A 17785-nucleotide genomic window follows, 5' to 3' on the forward strand; every position below is an offset into this window, starting at 1 on the left:
TGTTCTAGCTCGCTACCTTTGATGTCAGCATCTCGGATCGGGTAGAAGATCAGACGCTGATTGAATTCGCCCAATCCTTCGCCCAGAGGAGGGTTTTTTGGACGGTGGGCATGTCGGCGGCTTCGCAGTAGAGGCGCAGGACGGGTTCTGTACCGGAGAAGCGGATCAGGAGCCAACTATCATTAGCCAGCCGGAATTTATAACCATCGATGGCGAGGCAGTCCGTAACGGCTTGGCCGGCTACTTCCGTGGGGGTGTTGGATTGGAGTTCGGCGAGGAGGGCATTGCGCACGGCCATGCTGGCAAGGGGGAGGTCAATGCGATCGTAGGTGGAGGTGAAGCCGACGCTGGCCTGTAGTTGGGCGTAGCGATCGCCAATATCTTGCCCCGATTCCACCACCGCTTCGAGGACATAGAGCGCCGACAGCAAGGCATCGCGCTCCGGAATATGCGTGCCGTAGCCTACGCCGCCGGATTCTTCACCGCCCACGAGGACTTCCGCCGTGAGCATGCGATCGCCGATGTATTTATAGCCAATCGGCGTTTCATAGAGGGGAATATGATTCAACGCTGCCAGTTTTGGAATCAGATCCGAACCGCTGACGGTTTTGACAATTTCGCCGGTAAAGCCCTTGGTTTTGGAGAGATGATCCACCAAGATCGGGATCAAGACTTGGGAACTGCGGAAATTACCCTGACCATCCACGGCGGCAATGCGATCGCTATCCCCATCAAACACCAGCCCCACCCGCAACACATCCGGTTGATCGTGGGCGGATTGGCGAATGGCGCGGAAAATTTCCGATAAATATTTCGGCAACGGCTCCGGAGCACCACCGCCGAAGAGGGGATCGCGATCGCCGTTAATTTCATCAATAGCAATTCCCAACAGCCGCTCCAGCCCCGTAGCTGCCGCCCCATGCATCACATCCGCAAACACCCGCAACCGATCCGTTGCGATCGCCTCCCGAATCCGCGCAATATCCACCTTGCCCTGCAACGCCGCGCAATAGCTCGTCCAGGGGTCAAAGGTCATCAGCGTGCCAGGAGTGCGATCGCTCGGCAACGCCTCCCCTAAGCGTGCTTCGATTTGGCTGGTAATTTCCTGCGTCACCGAGCCACCAAAACAGCCCTTCACCTTCAAGCCCAAATACTTCGCCGGATTGTGGCTCGCCGTCAGCACGATCGCCCCCAAAGCCTGCTCCGCCTTCGCCGCCCAAGAAAAGGCCGGCGTGGGGGCGTAGCTCTCTGAGAGCATCACATCAAACCCCATGGCTTGGATCGCTTCGGCTGCCACCTGGGCAAAATCCTCCGCCATAAAGCGGCGATCGTACCCGACAATCACCAAGCGGGGATTAGCCACATCTCCATAATTGGCCACCAACACCTCCGCCGCCCAAGAGGCCACCGTTACCACCCGCTCCATAGTAAAATCTGCGGCGATTACCCCTCGCCAGCCATCGGTTCCGAACTTGATGGGATTGAGCGTGAAAGCCATGGTGTCTATGTCCTGAAGCGCTTGTAGTCCCTCGATTGTAGCTTGAATTCTGGGGGCTATTTTTCGGGGTCGGGAGGAATTCCCATCTGCCAATCCAGATTCACCAGAAAGGCCTGTAACCGCATCCGTTCAATAAATGGCCAGCCGCCACTTTCCTCCATGTCCCGCAGCAGGTTCGCCAATTCGTGGCGGTTGCCGGGCAAGTTGGGCAAGAAAAGATCATCGCGAATGCGGGCGTGGGTGGCACTGAGCGATCGCAAAATCATCAGCGTCGCCAAACTGTCCCCCGCCTGCTGATCCGCAAGCTGGGAGAGTTCCGCCTGAATGCGAGACAGTTCCGCTGCCAAAAACGAAGGGTCAAAAGGGTGATCCTGCTCCATACCTCACTCTAGATAACAAAAACGACATGAGCTGCTGCTCACCCAAATGATACGCTGAAGCGGATCAGGTGCGCTGACGCGGATCAGGTGCGCTGACACGAATCAGGTGCGCTGACACGAATCAGGTGCGCTGACGCGAATCAGGAAACGCGACACGCCCGTGTACAATGTGCTTTATTAAGACTTGCAGCAATGCAACTAGGGTAGGGCATACCCGAAGTAACGCTTGGGGAGAGACTCACCTCTGGCTTAGACGACGCAAGGAATCTAGGTTAAGCGATCTCGATGAGCCAAGAATCCCCGTGCGTTCACGCTGGGGAGTGTCAATCAAACGCTTTGAACAGGTGTTAACAGCGCCATGTACCTAAGAAGTTCAGATCGTCAGAATTCCACCCAAAATCGGCACTGTTTGACCGTCAGTAGACGGAATTAACGCCGACCAATACTAATGTTGAGCTTGTCATTAGGGTTCTGTTGATTCCGGTGGCTGTTCTGACCCCAATGTTGATCTGAAATTCCCGCTATTTTTTTTTGACGCAGAGATTGACGAAAACGAGGTTAATAATGAGGTATTATCGCGGACTACTGATTGCATTTTTTGCCCTCTGCTTAGGGTTCTTAACAGCCTGTAGCGATGGACCAGCCAATGCAACCAGTCAACAGTTAACGTATGACGACATTGTGAACACCGGCCTAGCCAATGGCTGCCCAGAACTCGATGAAACAGCACGGGGATCAATCCCAGTCGTGGCTGGCAAAGAGTATCTGATTTCTGCCATGTGCTTAGAGCCGAAAGAATATTTCGTCAAAGAAGAACCCACCAACAAGCGGGTGGAGGCAGAATTCATCCAAGGGAAGGTGCTCACCCGCTACACTTCTAGCTTGGATCAAGTGAGTGGTACTTTAACCGCTAGTGCTGATGGAGTGCTGACCTTTAAAGAGGAAGCCGGGATCGATTTCCAACCGATCACGGTTCTGCTCCCTGGGGGTGAACAAACGCCGTTTATGTTCACCATGAAAAGTCTGGATGCTAAAACCGAAGCAGGGTTTGATTCGGTGAATACATCGACGGACTTTGAAGGGGAATTTTTCGTGCCGTCTTACCGGGGTTCTGTGTTCCTCGATCCGAAAGGGCGTGGGGTTGCCAGTGGCTATGACAATGCGATCGCGCTACCTGCTGGTGCTGACAGTGACAGTTTCGAGCGGGCCAATGTGAAACGCTATGAAACCGGCCGCGGTGAAATGTCGTTGCAGGTCACCAAAGTGGATAGCGAAACCGGAGAAATCGCTGGAACCTTTACCAGTATTCAGCCCTCGGATACGGACTTAGGCGCAGATGATCCCGAAGAAGTGAAAATCAAAGGGAGTTTCTACGCTCAGGTTAGCCCGAAAGCGTAAGGGATTGACCCATTCATCAAACGTGATGCTGTGAAGCGATCGCTCCTAGGGGCGATCGCTTCACCTTTGAGAGGGCGGTGCCGGTTCCATGGGTTTCGGATGACTCTAATGCACAGGGGTTAATTTTTGTGGTGATTTTTATTTCTGTGGGAAAAATACGGTTGGCATTCGTCCAATCGAACCTTACACTAAGGTGATCAGATCTCACGGATGAATGCCTGTCAATCATCATTCAACACAGTCTAGGGTTTTGATCCACCTGAACTATCACCCTCACCTATTTCCTCACCTAATATTTAAATTTGATAACTCTTTTTTTCACTGCCGCGAGGCGTTAAACCCATGCCAACTAGTTCACGCACCCTCAAAGGAGATAGCCTTTCTCTATTACGGGCCTATCGCACGAACCCCGACCTCCAAACCCGGAATCGGCTCGTGCATCTCAACATTGGTTTAGTCCGTCGTGAAGCGCATCATTGGGTTGAGCGTTGCCCGGAAAGTTATGAAGACTTGCTCCAAGTGGGCTGTTTAGGCCTGATTCGTGCCATTGAACGCTTCGATGTCACGAAGGGTAATGCGTTCAGTTCCTTTGCGATCCCCTACATTCGGGGCGAAATTCAACATTATCTTCGCGACAAAAGCACCCCGATCCGTATTCCTCGCCAATGGCAAGAGATCTGGCGACGGGCGATTAAGGTTACCCAAGCTCTGCGGGTCGAGATGGGGCGACAACCGAGCGATCGCGACATTGCCGCCGCCCTCAACATTTCCCAGGCCCACTGGCAAGAAATCAAACTCGCCCACCAAAACCGCGAACCCCTTAGCCTCGACTGTCCCCTCGGCAGTCCAGAGGACGGCTCCTTTAGCCTAGGGGAGTTAGTGCCCGATCACCACTACCGCAGTTTTCAACTGGCCCAAGACGATCAAATCCGGTTACAGCAAGCCCTCGTGCAGCTTGAGCAGCGCACCCGCGATGTTTTAGAATTTGTTTTTCTCCAAGACCTGACTCAAAAAGAAGCCGCCGATCGCCTCGGCATCAGTGTGATTACGGTCTCGCGGCGCGTCAAAAAGGGAGTGGCGGCCCTGAAAGCCCTGATGAACAAGGCCTAAACTGCGGAAAATTCGGAGTCAACCGCCAACCCTGGGAACAGGTGATTTATACTCAAAACAAGTTTGGATGAAGGGTGGGAGTATCCTAAAGGGACAGAGAATCATCATGCGTAGACAGCTAGTTATTACCGGATTCACCGCCACAACCCTACTCCTAGGGGGGTGTGGGGTTTTATCTTCGCTGCCCTTTATTGGCGGGGGTGAGGATGAGGCCGCCGTCCCGGAGGCTGTGCCCATTGCCCCCCAAGCCGCTGAAAATTTTGAAGATCCCCTCGTGGCGGAAGGCGAACCGCCGCCGCCTCCAGCCGCTGGAGATAATGTGGCTGAGGGGTTGATTCCCCTCGCGGATGCGGATACGGTGGCAAAGCTGGGACAAACTCGACAAGGGCGGACAGACCCCTTCTCCACGATTCCAGTCACCTTAGAGTCTGTGCAGGATGGAGGCACGGTGGCCGTGCAAGCTCCTCTCGAAGAGAGTTTACCCAGAATTCCGTCGCTGCCTCAACTGCCCAATCCCCTCATTCCGCAAATTGGCCCGTTTGAGCGTCCTCCAACACCACCGAATCCGCCCAGACCCAGCGCCGATTTTCCGATTCCTTCATCACCCCAAAATCTTCCTTCATCGCCCCAAAGTATTCCGCCGTCAGAACCCTTTGCGCCGGATTTACCGGATTTGCCGGAGCCGACCCTCGCCCAGGGCCTTAATGTGACGGGGGTGGTAGTGAAGGCCGATGGGACAAAGTATGCGATCGTGGAAACCTCTGCCGGCAAGAGTACCTACGTGCGGGAAGGGGATTTTGTGGAAAATGGTCAGGTCTTGGTGAAGCGGATTGAATCCCGTAAGGGAGGAACCCCGCGAGTCGTGTTTGAAGAATTGGGCATTGAAGTGACCAAGTCTTTAGGTGAAGGGGGTGGACAGCCCACGGCCATGAGACAATTGCTGTCTCCTTTGGTGTTGTCAAGGGATAACGATCTGGTTTAAACGATCTGATAACGATCTGATTTAGATGTCATGATGCAAAAACGAGTGAGTTGTGCGGCGTTGCCTCTCGCAGTCTATCAAGAAGTGGCGGCGCAGTTGCGACAGTTGCCGGGTGTGGTGGCGGTGGAGTTGGAGCCGCAGGGGTCAATTCCGTTTGATTATGCCCAAAGCCAGGTTGCGGCGTTGCAGGTGACTTGGGGGGACGATCGCACTCCGAGCAGCGATCGCCAATGCCGCAGGATCTTGGACTACTACGCCCAAACCTTCGGCCCATGGCAGGAAGACGAAATCCCCTCAGGCTAGTGATCTGAGGGGGTGAGCGATCGCACCTGCCGCTGATCTAGTTGGGCAAACGAGGCGGCCCACCTTCGATATCCGGTTGTTCGGGTTCTGGAATCACGCGGGGGGCCGGTTGTCCGAGTTGAAATTCTCCTTCATACACCCGTCCGTTGGCATAGCGCATCCGCCCGATGCCGTGGGGCACACCGCGACGCAGTTCACCCGTGTAGCGATCGCCGTTGCCGTAGGAACAGGAACCACTGCCGCTGAGGGTGAAATCATTAAACTGCCCTTGGCAGCTTGTGCCATTGGGAAACGACAGCGTCCCATTACCATTGGGTTGTCCAGCCCAGAAATTTCCCGAAAAGCGAATGCATTGGACTTGGCCATTACGGCGCACACAGACATCATCGGTATATGTACCTTGGCCATGGGGCACACCATTGCGAAACAGACCATCATAGCGAGCACAGCGCAAATCACCGTTATAGTCCCGACATTTCCCATAGACCATCGAACCCCGCCCAGAGGGTAAGCCATCGACAACGCCACCATAGTAGCGATTGGCATATTCCGGTTGATTCCATTCAATCGAGACTAGATAGGGTTCGCCGGGAATCTGTTCGGTGACTTCGGTGGGGTTGGTGGTGCGGAAGATGAACAAGCCTGTGCCGTTGGGTAAGCCATTACGTACATCCCCTTGGTAACGGTTGTCGTTGCCGTAGATGAATTTACCTTTGCCGTGGGGTAACCCGTTGCGGAATTCGCCGTCGTAGATGGTTTGAAAGTTTTCGTTACTGGTTTCGGTGTCGTAGTAGTAGAACACGCCGCGCCCGTGGCGACGACCGTTGAGAATGTCACCCCGATAGTAACCATCAGAATATTGACAGATGCCATTGCCGGTGTAGCCCCGAAATTGGCCTTCGCAGCGAGCGCCGTCGGGGAGGGTGATGATGTATTGAGCTTGGGCGGCGGGGGGAGCGAGGAGGGTGGCGATCGCTTGCAAGCCCAACGTCGCTGCAACCCCAATACCAAGGGTTGTCAGACGTTGCAGAATGCTTGTTGTCCTGTGGGGAGTGGTGACCATAAACATTCCTGAACTCATGAAAATCTGTGGGTGAAGCCCGTCAATTGAAACTGACGAAAGGAAATTCAACCCTAGTCTAGCTTGGAATTTCCCAATCGGAACAGAGAAGACCAATACGGTAAGATGGGAAGATTATGAACGCCTTTAGAATAGTTTGATCGCGCATGGATATTAAGACCTTTATGGAGCAATGTGTGGGCAAGTGGTTTGCCCAACGCACCTGTTATCAACTAACCGAGAACCAGTCAGAGAGTGCGAAAGCGGAAGTCACCATGGCCTGGCTTGCGACCGATGCGGCTCCCATCCAAACCCTCTGCGCAAATGCGGCGATCGCCCCGGAAACCGTCTGGGGTGGCCTTGATATTCACTGGGATAATTCCGTTGATCCGGGGCAACCGAAACAAGTGGGCGGTACGGTGATGGCCTTCGCTGCCCCGAACGCCCCCAGCCCCAGCGGCCAACTGCTCCGGGCTGATCTAGCGGTGGGAACCTATGACCTCAGCGCAGATGAGGCACTCACTCTGACGGTGCAGGATGGCCCGCGCCACTACGAAGAGCGGATTTGGTTTGCCAGTGAAAATTTACGGTTTCGGACGGTGACGATCCAAAACGATGGGGTGATTTGCCAAGCGGCGTTTTACTCTGAAATTCGACGGATGCAAAGCTAGGATGACACGCTTGGTTGTTGCGACGGGAAATCCGGGTAAAATCCCTGAAATGTCGGTCTATCTGGCGGATTTGGGGGTGGATTTGGTGATGAAGCCGCCGGACTTGGAGATTGAGGAAACGGGGACAACGTTTCTAGAAAATGCGGCGTTAAAAGCGTCTCAGGTGGCTCTGGCGGTGGGAGACTGGGCGATCGCAGATGATTCGGGCCTCGCCGTTAATGCCCTCAACGGTGCGCCGGGTCTTTATTCCGCCCGCTACGGCAAGACCGATGCCGATCGCATCGCTCGCCTTTTGGCAGAATTGGGGGACAGAGAACAGCGATCGGCACAATTTATCTGTGCATTGGCGATCGCGGCTCCCGATGGTGCGATCGCCCTCCAGGCCGAAGGCATCTGTCCGGGGGAAATTCTCACCGCCCCCCAAGGCACAGGCGGCTTTGGGTATGACCCGATTTTTTATGTTCCCGACGTGGGCCTCAGTTTCGCCCAAATGTCCGCCGCCCAAAAAGACGCAATCAGTCATCGAGGCCGCGCCTTTCAAACCCTCCTCGCCCAATGGTCAACCCTGCCCTTTTCTAAGTAACACAGCAGGCAAGGGACTTAATGGAGGTTAACTATTTAATCCGGTAATTGAAAAAGGCTCTAAACCTCTAGCGAGCAAGATGCTCGCATTACGGAATTACCGGATTATTTCCGTAAGTTTCATAAAGCCCCTTGTTGCTCAGGCTCACTGTGATGAGTCCGACGACAAACGCCAGCCGGATTTGACCACTTGCCGACTGCGGGCGATCACGAGGGCATCGTCGCCCACATCTTCGGTAACCGTCGAACCGGCCGCGATCGTCACCTGTTCCCCCAAAACCAAGGGCGCGACGAGGACAGAATTCGACCCCGTTTTACAGCCATTGCCGATAATGGTTTGGTGTTTGTTCACGCCGTCATAGTTGGCGGTGATTGTCCCTGCGCCGATGTTGACGCGATCGCCCAGGATTGCATTGCCCAGATAGGACAAATGGGCGATGTTCGTTTTCTCGCCCACCTGGGTCTGCTTCAGTTCGACAAAATTCCCAATCCGGCAGCCTTGGCCTAATTCCACATGACCCCGCAAATGGGCATAGGGGCCGATCCGCGTTGCCGCCGCCACGGTGCTATCGGTAATCACGGAATACATCACCGTCACATTCTCGCCAATCTGGCTATTTTCAATCAAACTGCTGGGGCCAATCCGACAGCCTGCGGCGATCACCGTGTTGCCCCGGAGATGGGTTTGGGGTTCGATCACCACATCGGGGGCAAGGGTGACCGTGTCGTCAATGGTGATGCTGTCGGGGTTAATCAAGGTCACGCCCGCCCGCATCCAATCGTCTTTAATCCGCCCTTGGAGCATATCGGCGGCCTGGGCTAGCTGACGGCGATCGTTAATCCCGGTAATTTCTTGGCTATCCTCCACATCAACGGCCATCACTTGCGCCATCATCGCAAACACATCCGTCAGGTAATATTCCTGTTGATCATTTTCGTTGGAAAGTTTGGGCAAAATGGCGGCCAGTTGGGGCCAGTGGAAGCAGTAGACCCCGGCATTGATGCGGGGGTTTTGGCGCTGGGCCTCGGTGCAGTCCCGGTCTTCGATGATCTGTTGAACGTAGTTTTCGCCATCGCAAAACACGCGCCCGTAGCCTTTGGGGTTGACGAGTTGGGCGGTGAGGAGGGTGGCGCTGTTGCGGTGGGTGCGGTGGGTCTGGAGGAGGGTGGCAATGGTTTCGGGGCGGAGGAGGGGCACGTCACCATTGAGGACGAGGAGATCATCGTCTAGATCTGCAAGGGGGCCGAGAAGTTGCTGGATGGCGTGGCCGGTGCCGAGTTGTTCGGATTGCTCGACGAATTCGATCCCCGGCAAATGCTCAAGGGTGGTGCGGACGCGATCGCTCTGATACCCCACGATCACCAATTGCCGCGTTGGTTCCACCGCACGACAACTTTGTAACACCCGTTCCACTAAACTTTTGCCGCCCAAGGTATGGAGTACCTTAGGTAAATCTGACTTCATGCGTGTGCCGCGCCCGGCTGCCAAAATTGCTACCGCTACCATAGTTTTATCAAGACGAAATTTTAGGTACTGTGAATTTAAATGATTCCAGGAATCATTCACCCCAGATCGGGGCATTGAGGGCGAGAACGACAGGAGCCGGGATGATCCGACCCGCTACCCATATTCCACCCTTGATCGCGATCGCTGCTGATGCGGAGGATTCCTGATCCCCACAGCAAAGACCGTTCCCATTGTCTTGAAAAATGGCCCAATCGCCTAATCATCGATGGCATATTCTGACCTATTGCGCCTGTCTCAAGGCCAACTCAACACCTTCACCCAATGTCCCCGCCGGTATCAATACACCTACCATGAGCAATTGGGACGGCCCCTTGATCCCAATCGCCAGGAGAGTTTGACCTGGGGAAGTCAGTTCCACACCCTGATGCAGCAGCGGGAGTTGGGGCTACCGGTGGAGGGGATGTTTGGGCCCGATGATCCCCTCGGTGTGACCTATCAGGCGTTGTTGGCGAAGCTGCCGGAACTGCGGGAGTCCGATCCGAATGTTGTCCGGGAGGCGGAACACCGCCGGGTTTTGCAGTGGCCCGATGTGGTGTTGACGGTGGTGTATGACCTGCTGCTGGTGACGGCACACGAGGCGACGATTCTGGACTGGAAGACCTATCGGGATCTGCCGCCTCGTGAACAGGTGGAGCAGAATTGGCAAACGAAGCTCTATCCCTATGTGTTGGCGGCTACGTCGGACTATACACCGGAACAGATTACGATGACCTATTGGATTGTGGGGGATGCGGAGAATGTGCGATCGCACACCTTCCCCTACAGCACCGCTGCTTATCTCGCCACCCAGAACGAACTTCGCCACATCGTTGCCCAGTTGCTCACCGCCGAGGAGCAGTACCGTAACGACAATGCTCCCTTTGCGCAAGTGCCGGAAGCGAAGGGCCTGTGTCGTCGTTGCCCCTTTGTCCAATGTTGCGAACGTCAAGAAACCACAACATTTGCCCCCACCCAATGGCGAGAAATGATTCATAATAGTCCAGATATCTGAAGCCTGTCGCTAGCATCTACGGCTTTTCTTCTCGGTTACGACGTTACGAAAGGGGCAAGGGCATTCCCATTGACCCAAAGCAGTGCGATCGCATCAGGAGCACGACTTCCCAAGCTCGACCCCCATTCGGCACGAGTAAAGCTTTAGATTTTGTTCAGTATCCAGAATTTTTAATGCCGGATACTGGTAATAAGAGAAGGATTATTTTTAGCTACTTACCCCTGCTCTTGCCGGACTACCCATGACCACTGCTCCCAATGACCTCAGAGTTCTGACCAGTCTGCAATTCATTAGTGCCCTGATCGCGATTCCGATCAGCTTCTTGATGGGAGTGCAAAAAATCGCCCTGATTGTACTTGGTGAGGCAGTCCAATCGGGCACAGACTTGATGACCAATGCGGCACTGCTGAACCAGGGTGCGATCGCCCTGCTCTCGGTGGTGACGTTTTGTATGGGCATTGTGGCCCTGTATCTCAGTCTGTCCATCCAGCACAATAACCTCCGCTTTGCCCTCTACGGCACGATGATCACCCAAGCAGTGCTCTGTGGTGCGGAGTTGGCGAAGTTTGGGTTGGGGGTGCGGGGGAATTTACTAACGATTTTGCTGGCGATCGCAATTTTGGGGTATCTCTACAAACCCCAGTGGGCCAGCATTGCCAAAAGTTTTCGCCAAGGCACATTCCGTTTTCCTCAATCCCTGCAACTCGACTCTGCCCAACCCAATCCCCCCCAGGTTCCCACCACCAGCGAGCCCCTTGATCCCGAACTTGCCCAACAGAATGATTAGCGTGGAGCGTTTCACCCGATGGAAATCCCGGCTTGGTTAATCATCGCGGGGGTGGGGATTGCGATCGCCGGCAGCATGAGTCGGCTTTCCCTGCGGGATGTCCAGTGGTTCATGCGCCTGCGCCGTCCCCCTTGGCTCACCTTTGAACGCTTCATTCCCCTGATTTGGATCACGATTTTAATTTGTGGCGGCTGGTCGGCCTATCTCGTTTGGCAAACCATCCCCGGCACGGCCCAGGCCTGGCAACTCATGGCCGGATATCTGTTGCTCGAAGTCGTCATTATGGCCTACACCCCGGTGATGTGTCGCTGTCGGCGGCTCCTCATTGGGGTTGCCATTGGGGGCTTTGGGGTCGTGGTGGGGGTGGGTTTAACCATTGTGACCTGGCCGATCTCCCCGTGGAGCGGTGGGTTACTCCTGCCCTATCTGCTCTGGAGTCCTATCGGCACTTGGGTGACCTGGAAAATGGTGGCCCTCAATCCCGGTCAAGGTTAGCCTTGTTTTGCCCCGATCCAGGGGGTGGTTTGCCCTAGAAACATCTAGCCGCATTCTGGGTACAAACTGATACAGTTCTTAACAAAGATACTCAGGAATCCGGAAACGGTTTAATCTAAAAACTGACTCAAAATACTTATTGAATTCGTTTAATCCATCGGCATTGCGCCACCTAAGACAAATCAATCAGGTGTAAACAGACCTAAACTTTCAGTCTGATCCGGTGGCTCACCCCACCGAACCACCGAGGCTGACGTTGATTGTTCCACTTGAGATTAAGCGGATTGTCATTAAATACACCTGTGTAAAACCGTGGATAGGAGATAACTGAGCAGACTATGACGATTACGGCAAGTGGTGGAAGTTCTCTAGCCCGCCCGCAACTATATCAAACGGTTCCCACGTCGGCGATCGCGCAGGCTGAACAACAAGACCGTTTCCCCGATATGCGGGAACTAGGCGAACTCAAGGCGTTTTTCGATTCTGGAAATAAGCGAATTGCGATCGCGCAAACCATTTCTCAAAACGCAGAAATTATCGTATCGCGGGCCGCCAACCGCATTTTTACCGGCGGCTCTCCCATGTCCTTTTTGGAAAAACCCCCCTCAGATGATGCCGAAATGAGTCCCGCCAGCGGCACGACTTCAGAAGGCGCAGACCCCGGCACGCTCACTTTCGTCGAAAGTGGCGGCGGCAACAGCGTCCTCGACAGCATCAAAAACCTGTTCTTGAGCACGGGGAATAAAATCGAAACGCCCACCGGGTTTCGCACCATTCCGATCAGCAAATACGGCCCCCGCAACATGCAAAAATCCCTGCGGGATTTGTCCTGGATGTTGCGCTATGTCACCTATGCGATCGTGGCCGGTGACCCGAATATCATCACGGTCAACGTGCGCGGGCTGCGGGAAATCATCGAGAACGCCTGTTCGAGTGCCGCTACGATCGTGGCGATCCAAGAAATGAAGGTAGCCGCTCGCAAATACTTCGCAACCGATGAAGATGCGATCGCCCTCGTCTCGGAATACTTTGACGTGGCGCTCACTGAGTTTAAAGCCCCCCTCCCCTCGGACAAACTCCGTCAGCGGGAATCGGCCGATCAGCAAGGCTTGCAACTGCCCCAAAGCTACTTCAACGCCGCCGAACGTCGTCAAAAGTTTGTCATGAAGCCCGGTCTCTCCGCCTTAGAAAAAGGTGCGATCATCAAGGCTGCCTATCGGCAAATCTTTGAGCGGGACATCACCCGTGCCTACAGCCAATCCATTTCCTACTTGGAATCCCAGGTCAAAAACGGCGATATTTCCATGAAGGAATTTGTGCGCCGGTTGGCAAAATCCCCCCTCTATCGCAAGCAGTTCTTTGAGCCGTTCATCAACAGCCGCGCTCTCGAACTCGCCTTCCGTCACATCCTCGGTCGGGGCCCCTCGTCCCGCGAAGAGGTGCAGAGTTATTTTGCGATCGTCTCCGCCGGTGGTTTAGGTGCGCTAGTGGATGCCCTTGTGGACTCCCAAGAATACTCTGACTATTTCGGGGAAGAAACCGTGCCGTACTTGCGCGGTCTGGGTCAAGAAGCCCAAGAATGCCGCAACTGGGGAATGCAGCAAGACCTGTTTAACTACAGTGCGCCCTTCCGCAAAGTGCCGCAATTCATCACCACCTTTGCGAAATACGAGCAGCCCTTACCGGATCAGCACGTCTACGGTGCTGGGAATGACCCGCTGGAAATCCAATTCGGGGCGATTTTCCCGAAGGAAACCCGCAACCCCAACACCCGTCCGTCACCCTTCGGTAAGGATACCCGCCGGATTCTGATCCACCGCGGCCCGGCCACCAATAGCCAAGTGAGCAATCCAGGCGCACGGGGTGAGTTCCCCGGTAGCCTTGGCGCGTCGGTGTTCCGCTTAGATCAGTTGCCCACTGGGAAGAAAGGCGTTAGTGTCAAATATTCCGAAAGCAGCACCCAAAAATTCCTGAATGCGGCCTATCGCCAAGTGTTCGGTCGTGAACTCTATGCGGGTCAACGTTTGACGGTGGCGGAGATTAAGCTGGAAAACGGCGACATCACCGTGCGCGAGTTCATCAAGGCCCTCGCGAAGTCGGAAGTGTTCCGCAGTCTCTATTGGTCGTCGATGTATGTCTGTAAGTCGGTGGAATATATTCACCGCCGCCTGTTGGGTCGTCCGACCTATGGCCGTCAGGAAATCAACGCCTATTTTGATATCTGCGCCAAGCAAGGTTTCTATGCCTTGATTGATGCGATCGTTGATAGCCAGGAATACACGGAAGCCTTTGGGGAAGATACACTGCCCTATGAGCGGTATGTGACTCCGGCCGGGATGCAAATGCGGATGGCGCGTCCGGGGGCGCTGAAGCCCGACTTTGCGACGCAGGTGACGGCAGAAACAACGCCGCGCTTTATCGAACTGGGTCAGGTTGCTGCGAACCGGACGGCACCGGATGTCAATTTCCGGGTCAACCAAGGGGTGACGGCGCAACGTCAACAAACAAAGGTGTTCAAGTTGACGAACTTGAACGACAAAGTGGCGTTGAAGAATGCGATCGCTGCTGCCTATCGTCAAATCTTCGAGCGCGACCTCGCCCCCTACGTGATCCAAACCCAATTCACCGCCCTCGAAAGCAAACTCGGCAACGGCGAAATTACCGTCAAAGAGTTCATCGAAGGTCTCGGTCGCTCGGAACTCTACCTCAAGGAGTTCTACACCCCCTACCCGAACACGAAGGTGATCGAGTTAGGAACCAAGCACTTCCTCGGTCGTGCGCCCCTCAACCAAAAGGAAATCCAAACCTACAACCAAATCCTCGCCACCCAAGGCATCAGCGCCTTCATCGGAGCGATGGTGAACGGGATGGAATACCTGCAATTGTTCGGTGAAGATACCGTGCCCTACCGTCGTTTCCCGACGCTCCCGGCGGCGAACTTCCCGAACACCGAGAAGCTCTACAACAAGCTCACGAAACAAGACAGCGAAGTGGTTGTCCCCAGCTTTGAGCCGGTCGGCATCCGCTAACCCAAAATTCTCGATTTAACTCTAAACCCCCTCACTCCGAGGGGGTTTTTTGGGCTTTAAATGGGTGCAATGTTTCTTAAACCCGGCCGCTATAATACAAATTAATTAACTGCCGCACTTCTCATGACCCCACCGAAGCCATCAGCCCCCCCATCCAACACACCCGGCCTCTGGGTTCCGACCCCACCCCCCACTAATTTGATCTTTGAGGATGGAGTCCCTTTGGAAAGTAATCGTCACCGTCTTGCGATGAACCTGCTCATTGATTCAGTTTATGCCGCCCTTGCGCCCCGTGAGGATTTTTATGCTAGCGGTAATATGTTTGTCTATTACAGCTTGGCACAAATTAAAAACCGCGATTTCCATGGCCCGGATTTCTTTGTGGCGCTGAATGTAGACGGTAAAAAAGAGCGGCAAGGTTGGGTGGTTTGGGAGGAAGATGGTAAATATCCCGATGTGATTGTGGAGTTAATGTCACCTTCGACGGCAAATGTTGACCTAACGGCAAAGAAAGAAATTTACGAGCAACGGTTCAGCGCCAGCCATTATTTTGTGTTTGACCCGTTTGATCCGCAATCATTACAAGGTTGGGCGCTTCAAAATCGCCAGTATGTACCGTTGCAACCCAATGACAAGGGGTGGTTATGGTGTGAAGCATTGGGGTTATGGTTAGGAACTTGGCAGGGTCAAGTGTTGCAAGAAACAACGGATTGGTTGCGGTTCTATTTCCCTAACGAACAGTTAGTTTTACTGCCAATGGAACAGGAACGGCTCCGGGCAGAGCAGGCAGAGCAGGAGCTTGTGATAGAGCGAGAAAAACAAGATGCTTTACGGGCAAAGTTGGGGGAGTTGGGGGTTGATCCGGATGCGGTGTGAGGGCGATCGCTCCTCTCTGAGAGTTTGCCGGTAAGACCTCTTTACCCTTGATGCTCCTTGAGCATGTATCTACAATGTAATCACATTCTGCTTTGGGAATTATTGAAGGATGAGCACAGTGATTAGAACCCGAATTGTTAAAATCGGCAATTCCCAAGGCGTGCGTATTCCTAAACTGCTCTTAGAGCAAAGCGGTATTCAGACCGACGTTGAAATTGAAGTGGAAGGGGATCATCTCACGGTTCGCACTGCACGACGGTTAAGGACAGGCTGGGATCAAGCCTTTGCTGCCATGGCGAAAGAACAGGATGATGTTCTTCTTGATCAAGTGAACAGTACTGATTGGGAGCAAAGTCAATGGGAGTGGTAGTCAACCGTTTTGACGTTTTTTTGGGTTAATCTTGACCCCACAGTTGGCAGTGAAATTCAGAAAACACGACCCTGTGTGATCATCTCACCGAATGAGATGAACTGTTATATTGCTACCGTGATTATTGCGCCAATGACGACAAAAGGGAAAGTCTACCCGACGCGAATTGCCTGTCAGTTTCAGGGTAAGGATGAAAAAAATTGTTCTAGATCAAATCCGCACCATTGATAAGACTCGATTGGTTAAGAAGTTGGGTCAAATTAGTTCAGATGAGCAAAGCCAAGTTTTGGATACCTTAGCGGAGATGTTTGCCGAATGAACCAAGCAGGAAGAGATCGCCTCCCCCCGATCACCTCAACCCCAAGGGGCGATCGCAGCTTCAGCATCCCTGAAAACGTCTATATCATCGGCACAATGAACACCGCCGATCGCTCCATTGCCCTCGTTCCTTTCACGGCTGCGGATTGTTGCGATCGCACCTATGACCGCCTCAACGCGGCCTATGAAACCCCCCATGCCCACAGCATTGATCTCACTATCTACGATCGCACCCCGCATCGAGCGATCGCCGTCCTCGACACCAAATATAAAACCCCCGAAAAACCCAGCCACACCGACATTAACCAAATCCTCACCTACGCCCACGTTGCCCAGGAGAGCGTTTGGCCAGCAGGCCGGGGGGGTGGGGTTAGTCGATCGCGAGTTCGGGGGCGAGGATGGGGGAGGCGGCGTAACAGCCGAAGATTTTGAGGATTTCGGTGTATTGGGGGAGTTCGTGGAGGGCGGTGTGGAGGGATTCGGTGGATTGGGGGGTGTTGTTGAGGTCGATGAAAAAGAGATATTCACCGAGCGATCGCTTTGTGGGGCGCGATTCGATCCGGCTGAGGTTGATGTGGCGATCGGCGAAGACTTGCAGCGGTTTGGCCAATGCACCGGGAAGATTCGCCGCCGCACTGAAGGCCAGGGAAGTATAGTCCCCCGGTTCTCCCGGTTCGCGCCCCACAACCCAAAACCGGGTGCAGTTGTCGGGATAGTCGTTGATGCGATCGGCGAGGATGGGCAGGTCGTAGAGATGGGCAGCACGGGCCGAGGCGATCGCGCCCACCGTCGGGTCAGCGCGGAGACCGGCGAGGGCCTCGGTGGTGGAATTGCTGGCCAACTGTTGCGCCTGGGGAAGGTGACATTCTAGCCACCGCTGACATTGCGCCAAGGCCTGAGGGTGAGAATAGACCGTTTGAATCGCCTGGAAATCCGCAGCACAGGACACCAACACATGATGAATCGGGAGAATGAGAGCCTGTTGGATTTGCAGGTGTTCCAACTCCCAGAGGGTATCGAGGGTGACAGCCACGCTCCCCTGAATTGAGTTTTCCACGGGCACCACGGCGAGATCCACCTGTTGGGCAGCCACGGCTTTGAGGGTTTGGGCAATGGTGGGGTAGGGGCAGAGGATGGCTTCATTGCCGGTGTTTTGTTGGAGGCGATTGCGATAGACGATGGCGGCCGTTTCTGCGTTGGTTCCGGGGGGGCCAAGGTGAGCGATGGAAGGGGTCATGCGTCGAGTTCAACGGTGGTGTTTTCAGTGTATTACGAGTGCAGACGTAAAGCCCCCGTTTTCTAAACGGAGGAGTCTGTCAAGTTCCATTGGCCGATCAACGCCATGATCGGAGGGGCGGGGTCTGAAAGCCTGATTTTCCGGAATCATTCACCGAGTCGATACAATGA

Annotated in this window: 18 protein-coding genes and 1 pseudogene; 14 read left to right on the forward strand and 5 right to left on the reverse strand. The window is 54.3% G+C overall.

Going from position 1 to position 17785, the window contains the following annotated elements:
* Nucleotides 1–49 precede the first annotated feature (49 nt).
* Nucleotides 50–1498, reverse strand: a complete 1449-nt coding sequence (locus SPI6313_RS14980; protein WP_072621728.1) for a phosphoglucomutase/phosphomannomutase family protein — start codon at nucleotides 1496–1498, stop codon at nucleotides 50–52.
* A gap of 56 nt (nucleotides 1499–1554) precedes the next feature.
* A complete protein-coding gene (locus SPI6313_RS14985) occupies nucleotides 1555–1878 on the reverse strand; it encodes a hypothetical protein (RefSeq protein ID WP_072621729.1) in 324 nt (107 codons plus the stop codon).
* Between the two features lie 564 nt (nucleotides 1879–2442).
* Here SPI6313_RS14985 and psbO point away from each other — a divergent pair.
* The 4 genes from psbO to SPI6313_RS15005 all read left to right on the forward strand — a co-directional run bounded on the left by psbO (nucleotide 2443) and on the right by SPI6313_RS15005 (nucleotide 5671).
* Complete coding sequence (psbO, locus tag SPI6313_RS14990; protein ID WP_072621730.1) at nucleotides 2443–3276, forward strand: photosystem II manganese-stabilizing polypeptide; 834 nt, start codon at nucleotides 2443–2445, stop codon at nucleotides 3274–3276.
* 342 nt (nucleotides 3277–3618) lie between these two features.
* Nucleotides 3619–4386 (forward strand): RNA polymerase sigma factor SigF, encoded by a 768-nt coding sequence (locus tag SPI6313_RS14995; protein ID WP_072621731.1) that lies wholly within the window; start codon nucleotides 3619–3621, stop codon nucleotides 4384–4386.
* 106 nt (nucleotides 4387–4492) lie between these two features.
* Nucleotides 4493–5368: a hypothetical protein gene (locus tag SPI6313_RS15000; RefSeq protein ID WP_072621732.1), complete on the forward strand. Its 876-nt coding sequence runs from the start codon at nucleotides 4493–4495 to the stop codon at nucleotides 5366–5368.
* Nucleotides 5369–5398: 30 nt separating this feature from the next.
* The gene (locus SPI6313_RS15005) at nucleotides 5399–5671 is read left to right on the forward strand and encodes a hypothetical protein (protein ID WP_072621733.1); all 273 of its coding nucleotides are present in this window, start codon (nucleotides 5399–5401) and stop codon (nucleotides 5669–5671) included.
* Between the two features lie 37 nt (nucleotides 5672–5708).
* Here the strand turns inward: SPI6313_RS15005 and SPI6313_RS15010 are convergent, their stop codons facing one another.
* The gene (locus SPI6313_RS15010) at nucleotides 5709–6734 is read right to left on the reverse strand and encodes an MORN repeat-containing protein (protein WP_175551155.1); all 1026 of its coding nucleotides are present in this window, start codon (nucleotides 6732–6734) and stop codon (nucleotides 5709–5711) included.
* Between the two features lie 164 nt (nucleotides 6735–6898).
* Between SPI6313_RS15010 and SPI6313_RS15015 the strand changes: the two genes are divergently transcribed.
* Together SPI6313_RS15015 and rdgB are read left to right on the forward strand one after the other, a co-directional pair.
* The gene (locus SPI6313_RS15015) at nucleotides 6899–7402 is read left to right on the forward strand and encodes a phycobiliprotein lyase (RefSeq protein ID WP_072621735.1); all 504 of its coding nucleotides are present in this window, start codon (nucleotides 6899–6901) and stop codon (nucleotides 7400–7402) included.
* Between the two features lies 1 nt (nucleotide 7403).
* The gene (gene rdgB, locus SPI6313_RS15020) at nucleotides 7404–7985 is read left to right on the forward strand and encodes an RdgB/HAM1 family non-canonical purine NTP pyrophosphatase (RefSeq protein WP_072621736.1); all 582 of its coding nucleotides are present in this window, start codon (nucleotides 7404–7406) and stop codon (nucleotides 7983–7985) included.
* A gap of 144 nt (nucleotides 7986–8129) precedes the next feature.
* Here the strand turns inward: rdgB and glmU are convergent, their stop codons facing one another.
* Nucleotides 8130–9491, reverse strand: a complete 1362-nt coding sequence (gene glmU / locus SPI6313_RS15025; RefSeq protein ID WP_072621737.1) for a bifunctional UDP-N-acetylglucosamine diphosphorylase/glucosamine-1-phosphate N-acetyltransferase GlmU — start codon at nucleotides 9489–9491, stop codon at nucleotides 8130–8132.
* A gap of 226 nt (nucleotides 9492–9717) precedes the next feature.
* Here glmU and SPI6313_RS15030 point away from each other — a divergent pair, with 226 nt between their 5' ends.
* From SPI6313_RS15030 to SPI6313_RS15065, 8 genes and pseudogenes are all read left to right on the forward strand, one after another.
* Nucleotides 9718–10503 (forward strand): PD-(D/E)XK nuclease family protein, encoded by a 786-nt coding sequence (locus SPI6313_RS15030; RefSeq protein ID WP_072621738.1) that lies wholly within the window; start codon nucleotides 9718–9720, stop codon nucleotides 10501–10503.
* 241 nt (nucleotides 10504–10744) lie between these two features.
* Nucleotides 10745–11290, forward strand: a complete 546-nt coding sequence (locus SPI6313_RS15035; RefSeq protein ID WP_072621739.1) for a hypothetical protein — start codon at nucleotides 10745–10747, stop codon at nucleotides 11288–11290.
* 18 nt (nucleotides 11291–11308) lie between these two features.
* A complete protein-coding gene (locus SPI6313_RS15040) occupies nucleotides 11309–11785 on the forward strand; it encodes a TspO/MBR family protein (RefSeq protein WP_072621740.1) in 477 nt (158 codons plus the stop codon).
* A 338-nt stretch (nucleotides 11786–12123) separates the two neighbouring features.
* Nucleotides 12124–14814, forward strand: a complete 2691-nt coding sequence (locus SPI6313_RS15045; RefSeq protein ID WP_072621741.1) for a phycobilisome rod-core linker polypeptide — start codon at nucleotides 12124–12126, stop codon at nucleotides 14812–14814.
* 222 nt (nucleotides 14815–15036) lie between these two features.
* Nucleotides 15037–15690: a Uma2 family endonuclease gene (locus SPI6313_RS15050; RefSeq protein WP_245788802.1), complete on the forward strand. Its 654-nt coding sequence runs from the start codon at nucleotides 15037–15039 to the stop codon at nucleotides 15688–15690.
* A 109-nt stretch (nucleotides 15691–15799) separates the two neighbouring features.
* A complete protein-coding gene (locus tag SPI6313_RS15055) occupies nucleotides 15800–16060 on the forward strand; it encodes an AbrB/MazE/SpoVT family DNA-binding domain-containing protein (protein WP_072621743.1) in 261 nt (86 codons plus the stop codon).
* Nucleotides 16048–16379: pseudogene (locus SPI6313_RS23620) on the forward strand (type II toxin-antitoxin system PemK/MazF family toxin). The gene SPI6313_RS15055 and the pseudogene SPI6313_RS23620 overlap by 13 nt, the downstream one beginning before the upstream one ends.
* A complete protein-coding gene (locus SPI6313_RS15065; protein ID WP_072621744.1) occupies nucleotides 16376–16810 on the forward strand; it encodes a hypothetical protein in 435 nt (144 codons plus the stop codon). Before SPI6313_RS23620 ends, SPI6313_RS15065 begins: the two are co-directional and overlap by 4 nt.
* Here SPI6313_RS15065 and pheA read toward each other — a convergent pair.
* Complete coding sequence (gene pheA / locus SPI6313_RS15070; RefSeq protein ID WP_072621745.1) at nucleotides 16749–17615, reverse strand: prephenate dehydratase; 867 nt, start codon at nucleotides 17613–17615, stop codon at nucleotides 16749–16751. The genes SPI6313_RS15065 and pheA overlap by 62 nt on opposite strands.
* Nucleotides 17616–17785 lie beyond the last annotated feature (170 nt).

It is taken from the genome of Spirulina major PCC 6313 (genome assembly GCF_001890765.1).
Lineage (GTDB): Bacteria > Cyanobacteriota > Cyanobacteriia > Cyanobacteriales > Spirulinaceae > Spirulina > Spirulina major.

Excerpts from the sequence above, each read along its gene's own strand:
- SPI6313_RS15035 (WP_072621739.1), top strand. The coding sequence starts at position 10,745 with ATGACCACTGCTCCCAATGACCTCAGAGTTCTGACCAGTCTGCAATTC.
- SPI6313_RS15065 (WP_072621744.1), top strand. The coding sequence starts at position 16,376 with ATGAACCAAGCAGGAAGAGATCGCCTCCCCCCGATCACCTCAACCCCA.
- glmU (WP_072621737.1), bottom strand. The coding sequence starts at position 9,491 with ATGGTAGCGGTAGCAATTTTGGCAGCCGGGCGCGGCACACGCATGAAG.
- psbO (WP_072621730.1), top strand. The coding sequence starts at position 2,443 with ATGAGGTATTATCGCGGACTACTGATTGCATTTTTTGCCCTCTGCTTA.
- SPI6313_RS14995 (WP_072621731.1), top strand. The coding sequence starts at position 3,619 with ATGCCAACTAGTTCACGCACCCTCAAAGGAGATAGCCTTTCTCTATTA.
- SPI6313_RS14985 (WP_072621729.1), bottom strand. The coding sequence starts at position 1,878 with ATGGAGCAGGATCACCCTTTTGACCCTTCGTTTTTGGCAGCGGAACTG.
- pheA (WP_072621745.1), bottom strand. The coding sequence starts at position 17,615 with ATGACCCCTTCCATCGCTCACCTTGGCCCCCCCGGAACCAACGCAGAA.
- SPI6313_RS15000 (WP_072621732.1), top strand. The coding sequence starts at position 4,493 with ATGCGTAGACAGCTAGTTATTACCGGATTCACCGCCACAACCCTACTC.
- SPI6313_RS15030 (WP_072621738.1), top strand. The coding sequence starts at position 9,718 with ATGGCATATTCTGACCTATTGCGCCTGTCTCAAGGCCAACTCAACACC.
- SPI6313_RS15005 (WP_072621733.1), top strand. The coding sequence starts at position 5,399 with ATGATGCAAAAACGAGTGAGTTGTGCGGCGTTGCCTCTCGCAGTCTAT.
- SPI6313_RS15055 (WP_072621743.1), top strand. The coding sequence starts at position 15,800 with ATGAGCACAGTGATTAGAACCCGAATTGTTAAAATCGGCAATTCCCAA.
- SPI6313_RS15045 (WP_072621741.1), top strand. The coding sequence starts at position 12,124 with ATGACGATTACGGCAAGTGGTGGAAGTTCTCTAGCCCGCCCGCAACTA.
- SPI6313_RS15010 (WP_175551155.1), bottom strand. The coding sequence starts at position 6,734 with ATGGTCACCACTCCCCACAGGACAACAAGCATTCTGCAACGTCTGACA.
- rdgB (WP_072621736.1), top strand. The coding sequence starts at position 7,404 with ATGACACGCTTGGTTGTTGCGACGGGAAATCCGGGTAAAATCCCTGAA.
- SPI6313_RS14980 (WP_072621728.1), bottom strand. The coding sequence starts at position 1,498 with ATGGCTTTCACGCTCAATCCCATCAAGTTCGGAACCGATGGCTGGCGA.
- SPI6313_RS15015 (WP_072621735.1), top strand. The coding sequence starts at position 6,899 with ATGGATATTAAGACCTTTATGGAGCAATGTGTGGGCAAGTGGTTTGCC.
- SPI6313_RS15040 (WP_072621740.1), top strand. The coding sequence starts at position 11,309 with ATGGAAATCCCGGCTTGGTTAATCATCGCGGGGGTGGGGATTGCGATC.